This window comes from Borrelia duttonii Ly (assembly GCF_000019685.1).
Taxonomy (GTDB): domain Bacteria; phylum Spirochaetota; class Spirochaetia; order Borreliales; family Borreliaceae; genus Borrelia; species Borrelia duttonii.
Map to the genome: position 1 here is coordinate 58131 of NC_011229.1, position 15910 is coordinate 74040.

Annotated in this window: 18 protein-coding genes; 4 read left to right on the forward strand and 14 right to left on the reverse strand. The window is 28.4% G+C overall.

Annotated features, from left to right (window positions below; genetic code table 11):
* Positions 1-15: 15 nt before the first annotated feature.
* Positions 16-708, forward strand: a complete 693-nt coding sequence (locus BDU_RS00270) for a queuosine precursor transporter (protein WP_014695958.1) — start codon at positions 16-18, stop codon at positions 706-708.
* Positions 709-752: 44 nt separating this feature from the next.
* Entirely contained in the window at positions 753-1448 is a 696-nt protein-coding gene (locus BDU_RS07665) for a queuosine precursor transporter (RefSeq protein ID WP_012537823.1), read from the forward strand.
* Here the strand turns inward: BDU_RS07665 and BDU_RS00275 are convergent.
* A complete protein-coding gene (locus BDU_RS00275; RefSeq protein ID WP_012537824.1) occupies positions 1423-2079 on the reverse strand; it encodes a TrmH family RNA methyltransferase in 657 nt (218 codons plus the stop codon). The genes BDU_RS07665 and BDU_RS00275 overlap by 26 nt on opposite strands.
* Before the next feature lie 80 nt (positions 2080-2159).
* Here BDU_RS00275 and ung point away from each other — a divergent pair, with 80 nt between their 5' ends.
* A complete protein-coding gene (gene ung / locus BDU_RS00280; RefSeq protein WP_012537825.1) occupies positions 2160-2831 on the forward strand; it encodes a uracil-DNA glycosylase in 672 nt (223 codons plus the stop codon).
* A gap of 57 nt (positions 2832-2888) precedes the next feature.
* Here ung and secG read toward each other — a convergent pair whose 3' ends face one another.
* The 8 genes from secG to trxA all read right to left on the reverse strand — a co-directional run bounded on the left by secG (position 2889) and on the right by trxA (position 9955).
* Complete coding sequence (gene secG / locus BDU_RS00285; protein ID WP_041177671.1) at positions 2889-3245, reverse strand: preprotein translocase subunit SecG; 357 nt, start codon at positions 3243-3245, stop codon at positions 2889-2891.
* Between the two features lie 11 nt (positions 3246-3256).
* On the reverse strand, positions 3257-4021 hold the full coding sequence (gene tpiA / locus BDU_RS00290) for a triose-phosphate isomerase (protein WP_012537827.1): 765 nt from the start codon (positions 4019-4021) through the stop codon (positions 3257-3259).
* 1 nt (position 4022) lies between these two features.
* Positions 4023-5201, reverse strand: coding sequence for a phosphoglycerate kinase (locus BDU_RS00295; protein ID WP_012537828.1), 1179 nt, complete (start codon positions 5199-5201; stop codon positions 4023-4025).
* Positions 5202-5230: 29 nt separating this feature from the next.
* Positions 5231-6238: a type I glyceraldehyde-3-phosphate dehydrogenase gene (gap, locus tag BDU_RS00300; RefSeq protein WP_012537829.1), complete on the reverse strand. Its 1008-nt coding sequence runs from the start codon at positions 6236-6238 to the stop codon at positions 5231-5233.
* 72 nt (positions 6239-6310) lie between these two features.
* On the reverse strand, positions 6311-8296 hold the full coding sequence (locus tag BDU_RS00305; protein ID WP_012537830.1) for a tetratricopeptide repeat protein: 1986 nt from the start codon (positions 8294-8296) through the stop codon (positions 6311-6313).
* A complete protein-coding gene (locus tag BDU_RS00310; RefSeq protein ID WP_014695966.1) occupies positions 8293-9069 on the reverse strand; it encodes a hemolysin family protein in 777 nt (258 codons plus the stop codon). Before BDU_RS00310 ends, BDU_RS00305 begins: the two co-directional genes overlap by 4 nt.
* Positions 9069-9515, reverse strand: coding sequence for an rRNA maturation RNase YbeY (ybeY, locus tag BDU_RS00315; RefSeq protein WP_012537832.1), 447 nt, complete (start codon positions 9513-9515; stop codon positions 9069-9071). The genes BDU_RS00310 and ybeY overlap by 1 nt, the downstream gene beginning before the upstream one ends.
* 86 nt (positions 9516-9601) lie before the next feature.
* On the reverse strand, positions 9602-9955 hold the full coding sequence (gene trxA / locus BDU_RS00320) for a thioredoxin (protein WP_012537833.1): 354 nt from the start codon (positions 9953-9955) through the stop codon (positions 9602-9604).
* Positions 9956-10032: 77 nt separating this feature from the next.
* On the opposite strand from trxA, the gene BDU_RS00325 reads away from it, so the two are divergent.
* On the forward strand, positions 10033-10752 hold the full coding sequence (locus BDU_RS00325; protein ID WP_012537834.1) for a 16S rRNA (uracil(1498)-N(3))-methyltransferase: 720 nt from the start codon (positions 10033-10035) through the stop codon (positions 10750-10752).
* Positions 10753-10825: 73 nt separating this feature from the next.
* Here BDU_RS00325 and BDU_RS00330 read toward each other — a convergent pair whose 3' ends face one another.
* Genes BDU_RS00330 through BDU_RS00350 form a run of 5 tightly spaced genes read right to left on the reverse strand, consistent with a single transcriptional unit; the run spans position 10826 to position 15830 of the window.
* Positions 10826-11878 carry a PASTA domain-containing protein gene (locus BDU_RS00330; RefSeq protein ID WP_049752250.1) on the reverse strand — a complete coding sequence of 351 codons (1053 nt, stop codon included), beginning with the start codon at positions 11876-11878 and terminating at the stop codon, positions 10826-10828.
* Positions 11879-11908: 30 nt separating this feature from the next.
* Complete coding sequence (gene fmt, locus BDU_RS00335) at positions 11909-12838, reverse strand: methionyl-tRNA formyltransferase (protein ID WP_012537836.1); 930 nt, start codon at positions 12836-12838, stop codon at positions 11909-11911.
* Positions 12835-13332 carry a peptide deformylase gene (def, locus tag BDU_RS00340; protein WP_012537837.1) on the reverse strand — a complete coding sequence of 166 codons (498 nt, stop codon included), beginning with the start codon at positions 13330-13332 and terminating at the stop codon, positions 12835-12837. The genes fmt and def overlap by 4 nt, the downstream gene beginning before the upstream one ends.
* Before the next feature lie 27 nt (positions 13333-13359).
* A complete protein-coding gene (locus tag BDU_RS00345) occupies positions 13360-14055 on the reverse strand; it encodes a thioredoxin domain-containing protein (RefSeq protein ID WP_012537838.1) in 696 nt (231 codons plus the stop codon).
* Positions 14052-15830, reverse strand: a complete 1779-nt coding sequence (locus tag BDU_RS00350; RefSeq protein WP_012537839.1) for an aminopeptidase P family protein — start codon at positions 15828-15830, stop codon at positions 14052-14054. Before BDU_RS00350 ends, BDU_RS00345 begins: the two co-directional genes overlap by 4 nt.
* Between the last annotated feature and the right edge of the window lie 80 nt (positions 15831-15910).

The window sequence follows — 15910 nt, forward strand, 5'->3', positions numbered from 1 at the left end:
ATTCAAGGAGATTTTTTGAATAACGAAATGCTATGGTGCATCATGTTAATTTGTACTTATTCAATTTTAATTATTACGTACAATTTTTTTGGACAAAAAGGCTTACTAGCATGGCTAGTATCATCCGTCATTATTGCAAACATTCAAGTTTTAAAGCAAATTACAATATTTGGATTACATGCAACACTGGGCAATATTATTTATGCATCATCATATGTTGCAACAGATATTTTATCAGAAATTCATGGTCATAAAAATTCAAAAAAAGCGGTTTATATTGGATTTATAAGTTTTATAGCATTTGCATTTATTACAAATATCCAACTTTATTTTTCAACAAATAATTCTGACATATACTTAGAAAATTTAGAAAATATTTTCTCTTCAATTCCAATTTTATTAATCGCATCAATTATCGCATACATAATATCTCAATTAAACGATATATACCTATTTCGTTTCATTAAAGAAAAATTCCCAAAATTCTTGTTTATAAGAAGCAATGGATCAACATTAGTAAGTGAATTCATAGATACGATAATTTTTGTAAGCATTGCAACATACTTTAATATATTTCCAAAAGAAGCCTATCTTAATATAATAATATCCACATATTTTATTAAAGGAATCGCAGGCATCATGGGCACTCCATTTATTTACATTGCAAAATACATATATCAGAATAAAAAAATCCAAATTAATGAGTAAATATACATTCAATTATCACTTAATAATTTGTTATAATTAGCAACATGATAAACATAATTTTATGGACAATTCTAATAACATTTGTATACTCACAATTAACATTATTATACTACCTATTCGGCAAATCGGGACTTTTTTGTTTTAACATAATAATGAATATACTCTCAAATCTCATTATATTTAAAAAAGTGACTATATTCGAACAACAAATTAGTCTATCAGGCATAACCTTTCTATCAACACTTTGTTCGCTAAATTTAATTACAGAAAAATATAATGAAAAATCAGCTATAGAGTCAATAACATTAAATATGCTCTCACATATCACTTTTGTAATAATGATGCATTTCACACTCTATTTTCACCAAAATGAATTTGATACTTCCAATATACACTTAAAAGTATTGTTCTACAATGCTTCTTATATTTCAATAATTTTCACTGGAACATATATCATATTTTTATCTAACTATGTGAACATAAAAGTATATTCTATGCTACAAAAAAATAATATAAACAGCAAATGGATCAGTCATAATGTATCAAGATTCTGCTCTTCTTGTATAGCCTATATGCTAGCAAATATTTCAATGTATATAATAGAACAATTATATCCTGGAAATAACATTAATATGGTAAAAAGTTCATGGATCTTTACCATTGCAATAATGATAATTGATACCTTTATATATTGTTTCCTAAACAAACTAAAAATTAGAAAAACTGCAATTTCTCAATGACCTTATACCTTTTTATAATTTTCCTATAATATTCAAGCTTTAAGTTTAACTTTTCATCTTCATTGAGCAAATAATCAATAGAACTACTTCTTAAACGATTAATTAAAGAATAAAAGACTATAGCTACAGCTACAGAGAGATTATAACTTTGTGTAAATCCATACATTGGTATTTTTAAATGCAAATCAGCATTTTGCAAAATTGTATGGCTAAGTCCCGTTAACTCTGTTCCAAAAAATACTGCCATTTTAGTATCAATTGGAAAATCTTCAAGAGATATGGCTTCATTATCTAATGATGTAGCTACTATTTTATACCCATTAGCTTTTAAATGTTCAAATGCAACTTTTACACATTTATATTTATTAATACCTATCCACTTTGAAGCTCCAAGAACAACACCTGGATTTAAAGTATACTTATTATTAGTCTCAATAATATGAATATTACTAAGTCCTAAAATCTCAATTGTACGCATTGTAGCACTTGCATTTTGAGATTGAAAAATATCTTCAAGTACAAGTGTCAAATAATTCGTACGATTATTTAATACTTCATCTATTCTCTCTCGTCTTCTTCGAGTTATAAATTCAGCCAATATTTCTATTCTTTTCAATGTATCACTGACCATAACATATTATTCTAAATAAAAAACCAATAAAATCAAATTAAAATATTACAAAATCATTAATTTTCTATATAATATTAAATGTGGAAGTAAAAATTGAAGAATCTTGGAAAGAAATGTTAAAAAGTGAATTTTGCAAAGGATACTTTAAAAGACTTGTAAGTTTCATAAAAAATGAGTATAAAACTAAAAAGGATAAAATATTTCCACCACCAAGATTAATATTTAATGCATTTGATACCTTACCATTTAAAGATATTAAAGTAGTGATACTTGGACAAGATCCATACCACGGAAAAGGACAAGCCAATGGTTTGGCATTTTCTGTTAATTCAGACATCAAGATACCTCCATCATTACAAAATATTTTTAAAGAAATAGAGAGAAGTTTAAAAATAAAAACTATTCCAAATGGAGATTTAACACGATGGGCAGAACAGGGAACGTTTTTGCTAAATTCAATATTAACAGTAGAGGAAGGTCGCCCATCATCTCATAAGGACATTGGTTGGGAAATTTTTACAAACGAAGTAATAAAAATTATCTCAAAAAATTTAAATAATGTTGTATTTATGTTATGGGGTAATTTTGCAAAGGGAAAAAAAGAATTAATAGATACATCAAAACATTTAATTCTTGAAACAAGCCACCCCTCTCCTTATTCTGCACACAACGGATTTTTAGGTTCAAACCACTTTAGTAAAACTTTAAGATACCTACAAGAACACAATAAAACCACAATCAATTTTCAATAAATCAATTTGCATAATAAGCCATGTCTTTAAACAGTATATACAAGTTATTTAAATTTATTATCTATCTTCTTGATTTTCTTTATTTAAAGCATCATCTTCATTATTTTTATTTTCATCATCATTCCAAAAAGTTGAACTCTTCTCATCAACCTTAACATTTCTCAACAAATCACTATCAACTCGTTTGGTATTAATAAAAGATAATGCAATTACAAAAACAAAAAAAAGAGTAATAAAAAATGCTGTAATTTTTATTGCAACACTTGAAGATCTTGCCCCAAAAATAGAAGAACTTCCACCTCCAAACACTCCTCCAATGCCATCGCCTTGCTCATCTTGAAACAATACTAACAAAATAATCATAAATGAAGTAATAACAAAAAAGATAAATACCAAAAACCTAACTAACTCCAAAATCAACCTCTCTACTTCGATATTTTATTAATTATCTTTAAAAACGAATCTGCTTTTAAAGATGCACCACCAATTAATGCTCCATCAATATCGTTTTCACCCATTAAACCTTCCACATTGTCAACATTAACAGAACCACCATATTGAATAATAATATTATCTGCTGCGGACTTTGAATATAACGATTGAATTTCAAGTCTAATTGCCTTATGAACTTCTTGTGCTTCTTCTTTTGTTGCTGTCTTTCCTGTCCCAATTGCCCATACAGGTTCATAAGCTAAAATTATTCTCTGAAGATCAGATTCATATACAGATGCTAATCCATTTCTAACCTGATTCAAAACTACATCTAAAGTTTTACCTTTTTCTCTCTCTTCAAGAGTTTCTCCAACACAGAGAATTAAATATTTAAATGGATGTTTAAGACCTGTAAGAACTTTCTTATTTATAATTTCATCATTTTCGCCAAGATATGTTCTACATTCAGAATGTCCAAGTATTACGTAATCAACCCCAAATTCCAAAAGCATAGAAGGCGCAATTTCACTTGTTCTAGCTCCGCTATTCTCATAAGACATATTTTGAGCACCAAGAAGAACATTGGTTCCTTTAGTTACTCTACAAACTTTACAAAGGGACGTAAATGTAGGTGTTACCATAACAACCACATTATTATTAATATTGTATACACCATCTACAATCTGCTTAGCAACATCTGCGGCCTCTACACTTGTATAATGCATTTTCCAATTTCCTGCTAAGAAAACCTTTCTCATCTTAAACCTCCAACACCTTTATACCTGGCAAAACTTTTCCTTCAAGATATTCAAGAGAAGCACCACCCCCTGTTGAAACATGAGTTATCTTTCCAGACAAATTAAATTTATTTACAGCAGCAACTGAATCTCCACCTCCAACAACCGTAATTCCAGGACAATTAGCCACATACTCTGCAACCTTTGCTGTACCTTTGGCAAAAGAATCAAACTCAAATACTCCAAGAGGACCATTCCAAATGACAGTTTTTGCACTACTAAGAACTCCCTCAATTTTTTTCAAAGTCTTCTCTCCAATATCCATCCCAATCTTACTATCAGGAATATTAACAGAGTCAACATATTCAGGCATAGAATATTCCTGAAATTCACTTGCAACAACATGATCAATAGGCAAAATAACTTCTACACTTAATTCCTTTGCCTTCTTCAAAAAAGATGAGGCTACATCAATATATTCATTTTCTAAAAGAGATTTACCAATAGAATATCCCTCTACTTTTAAAAAGGTATATGCCATTCCACCACCAATTACCATCACATTTGATTTTGGTAAAAGGGATTCAAGAACTGCAATTTTTGAAGAAACTTTTGAACCACCAATTATTGAAACAAATGGACTCTCAGGATTTTTTAAAATTTTACCCAAAAATTCATCTTCTCTTTCCATTAAAAATCCACCAACGGCTGGCAAATAAGATGCAACACCTGATGTAGAAGCATGAGCTCTATGAGCAGTTCCAAAAGCATCATTTACAAAAATATCACCACTTTTTGATAACTGCATTGCAAAAGCATCACTATTTTCTTCTTCTTCCTTATAAAACCTCACATTTTCAAGTAAAACAACATCTCCATTTTGCATACAAGAAACAGCTGTAACTACCTCATCACCTATACAATCAGACAACATCTTAACATTTTGCCCCAACAGTTCTGATAATCTCCTAGCAATAGGCATAAGAGAATACCTAAGATTTTTCTCTCCCTTTGGTCTACCCAAATGACTCATCAAAACAACTCTGGCTCCTTGAGATTTAAGATATTCTATTGTGGGTAAAGCCGCCTTAATTCTAGTATCATCAGTAATGTTCCCTTCTCGTAAGGGAACATTAAAATCACATCTAACCAAAGCACGTTTGCCTGAAAAATCACAATCTTTTATAGTTCTTATTGACATTTACAAATACCTCAAGATTATCTTATAAATTATTTAACTAATTTTTGTGCAAGATCAACTACTCTTGTAGAATATCCAAATTCATTGTCATACCAAGAAAGTACTTTCACAAAACCATCTAACAATACCATAGTCTCAAGACCATCAACTATTGAAGAATGAGAATTTCCTTTAATATCTGAAGACACTATCGGATCTTCTGTATATCCTAAAATACCACTAAGTTCTCTAGACTCTGATGCTTTCTTAAGTACAGAATTGATCTCTTCTTTTGTAACATCTTTTTTCTTAAGTTGAACAGTAAGATCAACAATAGAACCTGTTGGTACAGGAACTCTCATAGAAGTACCATTAAGCTTACCTTTAAGTTCAGGCAAAACAAGCCCAACAGCCTTAGCCGCACCTGTTGAAGTAGGAATAATTGAAAGAGCCCCAGCTCGTGCTCGTCTTAAATCAGCATGTGGCAAATCCAAAATCTTTTGATCATTAGTATAAGCATGCACAGTAGTCATAAGACCTTTCTCAATACCAAAAGCCTCATGTAAAACCTTTGCAAGAGGTGCCAAACAGTTTGTTGTGCATGAAGCATTAGAAACAGCTTTTAAATCAGAAGTAATTTCATGCTCATTAACACCAAGTACAATTGTTTTAATATCATCTTTAGCAGGCACTGTCAAAATTACCTTCTTAGCACCAGCATATTCAACATGATCAAGATACCCACCTCTATCACTTGTTGCTGAAGTAAAAACACCTGTTGACTCAATTACAACATCAATTCCCAATTTACCCCAAGGAAGCTTTTTGGGATCACGCTCAGCAATAATCTTTATTTCTTTTCCATCTACTACAATAGCACCATCTCTTGCTTCAACCTTTTTATTATATACTCCAAAAGTAGAATCATATTTCAAAAGGTGTGCAAGTGTTTTAGGATCTGTCAAATCATTTACAGCAACAACTTCTATCCCTCTCTCAAAAGCAATTTTAAAAACATTTCTGCCTATACGTCCAAAGCCATTAATAGCTAACTTCATACAACTCCTCCATCATTTTTTATTGTCTACTAGAATTATTAAATAATAAATTAATTAATACCAAGTGTCAAACTATTTTTTTATAAAAACCGTATATCCTTCCTGAATATAATCTCTTAAGAGTGCAGATGATTTTAAAGTTCCTCTAGAAATATAATCACCTATCTCCTCAATAGAAATTTCCCCAAGAATATCTGATTTACTATAACTCATAAAGCTCGCACTATCACTATTATATTTTAAAGCTCCCTCTTTAAGAACTAAAAATACATCGCCTAATTTTACATCATTTACATACCCAAGATTAATTAAAACATCATCTTTTTTAATCTGAAGTATTTTTCCCTTTTTTGGTAAATAATCATTAAAATCTCTAGAGAAAGAACTTAAAATATTACTCAAATATAATACTCCCCCTGAATTATAACTAAAAGTCTTCACCTTAACTCCAGTTTTACCTGAAAAAACATCTACTTTTAAGCTAGCCAAGTTTCGAAAAACATCTACATCAAGATCAAACATTAAAAATAAATCAAGATTATTATTTCGTGCATAAGAAAATTCCTCAGAAAAACTACTTACCAAATAATCTTTATCCTTATTATAATCAAATCTATAATTAACCACTTCTATATTTAAATTACGATCAAGAATTCTCTCAGCATATTTTAAAATTAAATCATTTGCACCAAAAACTTTATTTTCATTTTGAGTAAAAATACCTATTCTGTAAACTGTTTGGTTATCATAAAGCTTATTCAAATCACCAATAGTTTTATAACCATACTTAAAAAACAAAGAACTTCTAATATCAAATGCAACCATATCATAAAAATCTAAAATTGCAGAATCCGTGACCTTTCTCTGTTCAACCAAATAATACAGTTCTTCATATGCCATTACATCTAACTTCATAAATTTATAAATCTTAGCAAGCAAAAATCTAGCCCCATCATTATCAGGATAAATATCAATAGCATTCCTTACATTAAATATTGCAGCATCTAAACTTAAATCTTGAAAAGCCTTAAGCCCTTCATTGTGATACCTCTTAGAAATTTCTATATTAGTACTATTATTTTTTTGAAATGCACTTCTAAAATTAGATACAAAAAAACTTTCTTCAAGAGCCATATCATAAAATTCTAAGTCTTTTTTCATATTTTTAGCTCTCTCCAAATTAAAAACAGCCTTATCAACCTCTCCAAGTTTTAAATAAGAATATCCAAGTAAATAATAAAGCTCATCAGAATCTTGTTCAATAACTATTGCTTTTTGAAGCACATCTACTGCATCGTCATATTTAACTTGATACAAATAAACAAGAGCAAGTAAGCGATAAGCATCAACAAGTCCAAAATCTTTATAAGTAGTCTTTAACAACATTAAATAATTTTGAGCATATTTCTCAGCAGATCCTAAATTACCAGTTTTAATAGAAAATTCTGCAACTCTCCTATGAAAATCCGGCAAAGAAGTAAAAGTTCCTCTAACCTTATTTATCAAATGTTGTGCCTTATCATTCATGTTTAATTTTTCATAAATGCTCATAAGATGGTCAAATGCACTATAATTTGTTCGACTATACTCAAGAACAGACAAATAATAATTAGCAGCTGCAATAAGCAAACCTTCTTCTTCAAAAATTGAAGCAAGCCCCACTAAAGCATCAATATTATTTTTCTGTTTAGATAAAACCTCAGAATAAAACTTCTTAGCCTGTGATGCTCCATTATTTTTAAGCAATATATTTGCATAAAGAATTTTATATTCGGTATCTCTATTTGACATTTTATAAGCTTTTTCTATAAAAAATTGAGCTTGATTATATATTTTTAATTTATAATAAATTTCAGCAAGAAATTTGTAAGCCTCATAATAATTAGGATTAATCTTAACAGCTTCAAGAAGTTCATCAATAGCATCATAATATTTTTGCATAAGATAATATGTTTGTGCCTTTTGATAATATTCAATCGCAGTTATAGTAGCACCCATCAAACTCCCAAAATTTAAATAAAAAAACAAAAGCATGATAAAAAATCTCTTAAAATTCATAAACCTTCCTTTTGGGAAATCTTTATTACTTTAATATTTCGTTGATGCATATTTTTAATAGTAAAAATTAAATTATTATATTCTATCTTCTCATTCTTTAAAGGAATTCTTCCAAATAGATCATAAACAAAACCTCCAAGAGTATCAAAATCTCCATCAGGAAGACATAATCCAAGTTTTTCATTTAGATCTTCAATTAACACTCTAGCTGTACAAAGATAACTTCCATCATCAAGAGGAACTATTTCATCAACTTCATTATCAAACTCATCCTGAATATCTCCCACAATCTCTTCAAGAATATCTTCAAGTGTAACAAGCCCCGAAATTCCTCCATATTCATCAACTACAATAGCAATATGCACATGATTTTCTTGAAATTCTTTTAAAAGAGAATCTATTTTCTTACTCTCAGGAACAAACATAACTTTTCGCATAATATCTTTTAGATCTATATCATAAAAATCTTTCTTCCACATATGTAACAATATGTCTTTTGTATGAATTATTCCTATAATATCGTCTATTGTTTCTTTATAAACGGGAAATCTTGAATGATTGCTGGACGTTACAACTTTCAAAATATCATCTTTACTTACAGAATAATCAATAAATATTACACTTATTCTTGGAACCATAATCTCTTTCACAATCGTTTCTTTAAGAGAATTAAAATTATTAAGCAAAGATGTTTCAAATCTCGATTTTTCTTCACTATCTTTACCCTCAACATATTTCATCTTTTTATTTTTAAAATTAAAAAACTTGAACATCAAAATACCCTTCTGGTTTCTCTTAAAACCCGTTCCTGAATAATCAACATTGTCTCATTTTGAAAATCATTTGTATCATGAGTATACCCTATTAAATGCAAAATCCCATGTATAGTATTTCTTTGAAGCTCTTCATACATTTCAACATTAAATTCTAAAGAACTAAACTCCAAATATTCAAGGGATATGATAATATCTCCTTGTATTTTATGATTTATTTGTTCACTACCTTCAAAATAATTAAAAGACAAAACATCAGTAGGCTCTGGTTTTTGCCTAAATTCACCATTTAACTTTTGAATATACTCATTATTGCATAGGATAACAGACAGCTCATATTCTTTAATACAAAGAAAATTGAGAACAGATAAAATAAAATTATAATAAGCATCCCAATGTCTAAACTCAACACCTTCTGCCCATAAATTCAACTCCTCTTTTATCAATTCACTATATCCTAAAATTAATTATAACTTAAAAAGAACATTATATAAACAGACAAGAGTTCAATTTTTTATAATTAAAACCCTTATTAAACTTTAAACAAATCTTTAATTGCATCTTTCAAAGAATTTTTTTCAATAAATCCAACAGAAACTCTTGGTTTATCTCCAACAGGAACAAAAATAATGGTAGGAAGACTTTGTACACCAAGCACCATAGAAACTTCTTGCTCCTTATCAGTATTCACTTTATAAAAATCAATTTTATCTCCATATTCCTCAGAAAGTTCGTCATAAATCGGAGCAAGCATTTTACATGGACCACACCAATCAGCATAAAAATCAATTATTGCAGGTTTTATACCCTTAAAATTCCATTCTTGATTGTTTTTATAATCAAAAACCTTATCAATAAATTCCTGCTTAGTTAAACTAATTGCCATATTTTCTCCTAAATCAATAGATTTTTCATTATAACATAAATATAATATAATTAATAAGGAAATAAATCATATAGACAATGAATTTGATATTAATAAATACAAATGAATTTCATAATGGAATCGTACTTAATGATCCAAGAGTAAAACATATTACAGAAATATTAAAACTTAAAAATAATGATACCTTTAAATTTGGCATTATTGGAGAAGAACACATATATTCATGTATATATCATAAAGATGTAAGGCTTTTTTTTAAAAAAAATCATAAAATATCAAAATCAAATAAACTTACAAAAATAAAAGTTGTCATTGGGTTCATAAGACCAATTGCAGCAAAAAGAATAATTCAACATCTTGGCAGTATCGGAATCTCTGAAATTATTTTTTTCAATGCTTTACTTAGTGAAAAATCCTACTCACACTCCAAACTCTTTAGAGAAAAAGAATATGAAAAATATCTAATAAAAGGAGCTATGCAAGGCGGAATTACATATATACCAAAAATTAAAATTTTTAACAATTTGATAGAAGTCTTAGAGAATATAAAAGATAACAATTTTAACACCACAAAAATACTACTTGAAAGAAATAGCAAAAACAAACTAATTGACTTAAATATAAAAACAGAAAATGTCGTTGTCATAATTGGACCTGAGAGAGGATTTATAACAAAAGAAACAAATTTAATCAAAAAGTATAACTTTAACACCTATAACATTTCACCAAATATTTTAAAAACAGAAACAGCTACAATCGTAGCATCCACGATTATTACATCAAAAATAAATGATTAATAATAATATCTTTATACATTGAAAATGTATAAAGATATATTAAACTCAAAAATAAAATTTTGTCTTCATTATTTCAATTCACTAATGTTTGATTTATAAGTTTATCATGAATATAAAGCTCAACTGTCGAGCCTTTTACTGCCTCATAAGGCAATTTAATAAGTCCACCTTTAGATCTAAAAGAATAAAATAAAGAACTATTTCCACTAGAATCTTTTACTTTTAACATAATATCTACACTAGATGAATATACATCCAATTTATAAGTCATAATTCCAAACACACTTGTACTATTAACTCTTGGTTCATTAATAGTAATTATCAATTTATCTAAGTTTTCAATCCTATTTCCAGGAGATAAAGATTGATAAATAACACTCCCAAAATCATTACCCTTAGAAACATTGACATCAAAATCAATCTCATCATTTAAAAGAGAAATTATCACATCTTTATAATAGAGTCCAACATAATTTTTTATATATTTAACAGACGAATCTTCTTGACCTTTACTTACTAAAAATTGAAGATCAACTAAACTCGCAATCTTAGTACCTGGTGATGGTTCTTGTCGAATTATTGTTCCTTTTGGAAGAGTACTCTCAATTTCAACAGGCCTTAACAAATGATAAAGCATCCTATTATTATTAATTGCATTGGCTTTCAAATTAATAAGAACATCATCAATATTCTTGCCAATAAAATTATCAACTTTATTTATCACAGCTCCTTTACTAATAAAGATTTTAACCTTACTATCAAGTCTCAAAACAGTACCTGCCTTAGGTTTTTGATCTATAACCTTACCTTTATCAAGCGAAGTTGATGAGAACTTAAGTTCAACATAAGGAATTAATTCTTTATGTTGAAGCTCAGTAATTGCCTCTTCAATATAAAGTCCACTTAGATTTGGAACAACAACAATATCACTACTCTTTAAAAAAATAAAAAATATCGCACATGAAATAATTAAAGACCCAACAATAGTAAGCACTAAACCCCTAGACACATGCTCGGGCAAATCATGAATTTTATTATCATGATTTTCTCTAAATTCATGCAAATTACCATCACTTAGATTTTGACTATCCAAAAATAACTGATTATGTGGTGGTTTATTATCCATCAATATTATATCATCTCCTTACACTTTATTTTAAGAAAAAACCTTGCCTATTAAATCTCTATTTCCATGATAAAATGATACACAATCTAAAACTTTTTTCCCAATTCTTTGAAGCTCTAATACTACCAAGATTCCATCTCCTGTCTTTACCAAAAGACCTTTACTAGGATCAAAAGCAATAATTTTTCCAATAACTTGATCATCATAATCATTAGTACTTATAAAATCAGCTCTATGAAAAATAATCTCATTATTATCAAGTCTAGCTCTTGCAAGGGGCCAAGGATTATACGCATTAATTTTATTCTTAATATCAAAGGCACTCAACTTAAAATCAATAGTCCTATGCTCTTTGCCCAAAAAAGAACAATATGTAGCATTATTTTTATCTTGAACAATTCCAATATCTCCTTTAAGCAGTTTATTTAAAGCTTCTATTACGAGATCAAAACTATTTAAAGAAACATATTCAAAAATATCAACACTTGTATTAAAGCTCTTTATTTCAAACTGACTTTGCGCCAAAATATTACCACTATCCATCTCCAAAGTCATTTTTTGAACAGTAATTCCACTAATAGAATCACCATTTAAAATAGCAGTTTGAATAGGAGAAGGGCCTCTATATTTTGGCAAAAGAGAAGGATGAATATTAATACAACCTACTGGAAAAATATCCAAAAATTCTTGTTTAAAAATCTTACCATAAGAAAAAACTAACATAAGTTCAGGTTCTAAGCTTTTTACCAAGTTTATTACATCAGCATCAAGTACCACTGGTTGCAAAACAGTAATCTTTCTACTAAGAGCTTCACGTTTAATGTCATTTACTTTTAAAGAAAGACCACGACCACTAGGCTTATCAGGTGCAGTTAATACTCCAACTACATCATATTGATCTGATATTTTCTTTAAAACCTCTAAAGCAATAACATCAGAACTTGCAAAAAAAATTCTCAAAATTTAACAAGCCTCCTTTCCTTAAGATAAGATTTCAATAATTTATTCCTAAGTTTATCCTCATAATAATCAATAAAAAGTACACCTTTCAAATGATCCATTTCATGCTGAATAATTCTGGCTAAAATATCTAAATCTTCAATCTTAAAAAACTTGCCATTTTCATCATAAGCTTCAATTACAATTGATTTTGGCCTTGATAAATCATAATAAACTCCAGGAATACTTAAACAACCTTCTTTATAAACACTAAGTTCAACAGATTTTGACGTTATTACAGGATTAATAAACACTAAAGGTTTTGACATCATATTTTTTCTAACTACAAAAATAGACAAATCAAGACCTACTTGAGGCGCAGCTAGTCCAACACCCTTGCTTTTATCCATTAAACCTATCATTTCAAAAATGATACTTCGCAACTCATCATCAATATTTTCAACATCCTTTGTTTGTACTCGAAGCAAATCATCAGGATAAAAAACTATTTCCATAAATCCTCCAAAAATCCATTTTTAAAATTATGACTTTATTTGTCCAAAAAATTTCCATTCTTCTTTTTCCGATTCCGAAAAATAAATACCACCTTTCTTAGATTTTGGCAAAGCATAAAGCCTACCTCCATTCTCATCTTGAAATACTAAAAATTCTTTAAGTTCTATTTTAGAAGGAAGAAGTTTTTTATCTTTACCATTCATTCTTAATCTCCAATGACCATCCAATGTTTTATAAAAAAAAACCTTATCATCAAAAATATTAATTTCATAATTATCATTTTTATACACAATATCATCTAATTTAAAAACTCCTAAAGCATAATTTAAAAACTCTCTATTATATTGAACAGTATCTTTAATGGATTCAGTATAAGCAGCCCTTACTTGTTCACTTTTTGCATCAACAAAAAATAAAGTTGGACTCTTCTTTAAATTAATTTCACTAAAAATTTCATTATTTACATCAATAACCAAAAAAACATTATGTTTAGCAATCAGCTTAAAAATTTTATCATCTTCAAATGACTTCAAAAAATCTCTTATTAAATTATCTTTAATATCTTTTCCAACCAATATTAAAACATTTTTATATAATTTTTTAGCTTCATCTATAGCATCCTCATAAGAATCATGAAAAACAACATTAAATGAATTTGAAAACAAATATACAGAATTAAAAACAATAAAAATAAATATTGCCAATAAATTTACAAATTTCATATCTTACTAGTTAACATCTCTAAAAACTTAAGTTCATCACCACTAAGATATTCTTTTAAAGCAAAATATACAAATTCATGATAACTATTAACATAGTCTAATTCATCTTTTGACAGCATTTCAACAACTATCAATTCTTTTTCAAAAGGTACAAGAGTTAAATTTTCAAATTCCAAAAAAATTCCAAATTCATTTGAATAACTTTGCTTTACAAAAACTAAATTTTCAATTCTAATACCATATTCAGAAGTTCTATATATCCCAGGTTCAATTGAAATAATTTCAGAACCTTTAAAAGAATAAGTGGATAAAGGACTAATAGAAACAGGAAATTCATGAACATTAAGAAAAAATCCCACTCCATGCCCCGTTCCATGAGCAAAATTTAAGCCATGCTTAAGCAAAGGAAATCTGGCAATACCATCAAGAGATGCACCTAACATTCCAAAAGGAAATTTTAAAGAAGCAAGAGCAATAAAAGATTTAAGAACTAAAGTATAGTCTTCTCTCTCTTTATGAGATGCTGTTCCAATTAAAACTGTCCTCGTAACATCTGTAGTACCAAGTTCAAGATAAGAACCTCCAGAATCTATTAAAAGCAATCCATCCTGATTAAGTTTTTTAAATCCTTTTTTTGGTCTATAATGAGGCAATGCTGAATTTTCTTTAAAACCAATGATCGAATCAAAACTAGAACTAAAAAATTCATCTCTTAATGTCCTAAAGCTTAAAAGCATATTTGAAACATCAACCTCATCCAAATCAGCAAGTTCATCTTTGGTTAAATTTTTAAATTTATACAAAAATTTAACCAAACTTACAGCATCAATAATATGCGCGTCTCTTATCTTACTAATCTCATAATCAGATTTTATTGCCTTCAGTTCATTAACAATACTAAGTCCAAGCACTGCATTTGATCTACCAATAGATTCCAATATTTTAACATTACTATTAACTGGTATCAAAAATTTGCCCTCATGATTAATCTCTTCTAAAAATGAATAAAAATTGCCATAATCTTCGACCTCAATTCCTTCAACTTCAAGTCTCTCTATTAAATCAAAATCAAGTTTATCGACATTAACGAAAAGAACATTCTTATATCTCTCACTTCTAGCTATAAACAAAAAAGCATAAAACAAAGCTGATGATTCAATATCAAATCCTCTTAAATTTAAAAGCCATGCTATTTCATCCAAAGAACTTATAACATAAAAATCAATTGTATTTTCTTCTAATTTTGCATTAACTTTATTGATTTTATTTATTCTTTTGTCATTTTTTTGAGCTTCCTTAAGTTCAAATATTTTATTACCTGTAAAATAAGGCCTATCCTGCCAAATTTTAGAAATTAAATCTTCATGTAAAATCTCAATATCTGTAAATTTACAATTTTTAACCAAATCATCATAAAATTTTATACTAATATCCTCAGCATAAACTCCAATCCGTAATCCTTTAAGCTTCATATTAACATAGCTAAAAATATCTGGATGCCCCTTAACCCCAAGTTTTATTAATTTAAACTCAGTTCCTTCAAGTTCATTTGTCGCTTGTAAAAAATATCTACCATCAGTAAAAAGAACTGATTCCGTTTCTGTAATAATTACTGTTCCAGCACTTCCTGTAAAACCTGTAACAAATTCACGAATATTAAATCTAGCATGAGAATATTCACTCATATGCGGATCATGACTTGCTATTAAATATGCATCTATCTTATTTTTTATCATCAATTTTCTTAAAGATAATATTCTTGTATTAACCTCCATATAAGCAAGCTCCTTAGGATTTAAAAAGTAACTTTTTATTTAATTATAACAAATAATTCAATTTTAAAAAAACTTCTTAT

What these genes read in the sequence shown, in the direction of transcription:
- def (WP_012537837.1), bottom strand. Translation starts at nt 13,332, where the DNA reads ATGGAAATAGTTTTTTATCCTGATGATTTGCTTCGAGTACAAACAAAG.
- BDU_RS00345 (WP_012537838.1), bottom strand. Translation starts at nt 14,055, where the DNA reads ATGAAATTTGTAAATTTATTGGCAATATTTATTTTTATTGTTTTTAAT.
- BDU_RS07665 (WP_012537823.1), top strand. Translation starts at nt 753, where the DNA reads ATGATAAACATAATTTTATGGACAATTCTAATAACATTTGTATACTCA.
- tpiA (WP_012537827.1), bottom strand. Translation starts at nt 4,021, where the DNA reads ATGAGAAAGGTTTTCTTAGCAGGAAATTGGAAAATGCATTATACAAGT.
- BDU_RS00275 (WP_012537824.1), bottom strand. Translation starts at nt 2,079, where the DNA reads ATGGTCAGTGATACATTGAAAAGAATAGAAATATTGGCTGAATTTATA.
- gap (WP_012537829.1), bottom strand. Translation starts at nt 6,238, where the DNA reads ATGAAGTTAGCTATTAATGGCTTTGGACGTATAGGCAGAAATGTTTTT.
- BDU_RS00305 (WP_012537830.1), bottom strand. Translation starts at nt 8,296, where the DNA reads ATGAATTTTAAGAGATTTTTTATCATGCTTTTGTTTTTTTATTTAAAT.
- BDU_RS00325 (WP_012537834.1), top strand. Translation starts at nt 10,033, where the DNA reads ATGAATTTGATATTAATAAATACAAATGAATTTCATAATGGAATCGTA.
- trxA (WP_012537833.1), bottom strand. Translation starts at nt 9,955, where the DNA reads ATGGCAATTAGTTTAACTAAGCAGGAATTTATTGATAAGGTTTTTGAT.
- BDU_RS00295 (WP_012537828.1), bottom strand. Translation starts at nt 5,201, where the DNA reads ATGTCAATAAGAACTATAAAAGATTGTGATTTTTCAGGCAAACGTGCT.
- BDU_RS00330 (WP_049752250.1), bottom strand. Translation starts at nt 11,878, where the DNA reads ATGGATAATAAACCACCACATAATCAGTTATTTTTGGATAGTCAAAAT.
- BDU_RS00310 (WP_014695966.1), bottom strand. Translation starts at nt 9,069, where the DNA reads ATGTTCAAGTTTTTTAATTTTAAAAATAAAAAGATGAAATATGTTGAG.
- BDU_RS00350 (WP_012537839.1), bottom strand. Translation starts at nt 15,830, where the DNA reads ATGGAGGTTAATACAAGAATATTATCTTTAAGAAAATTGATGATAAAA.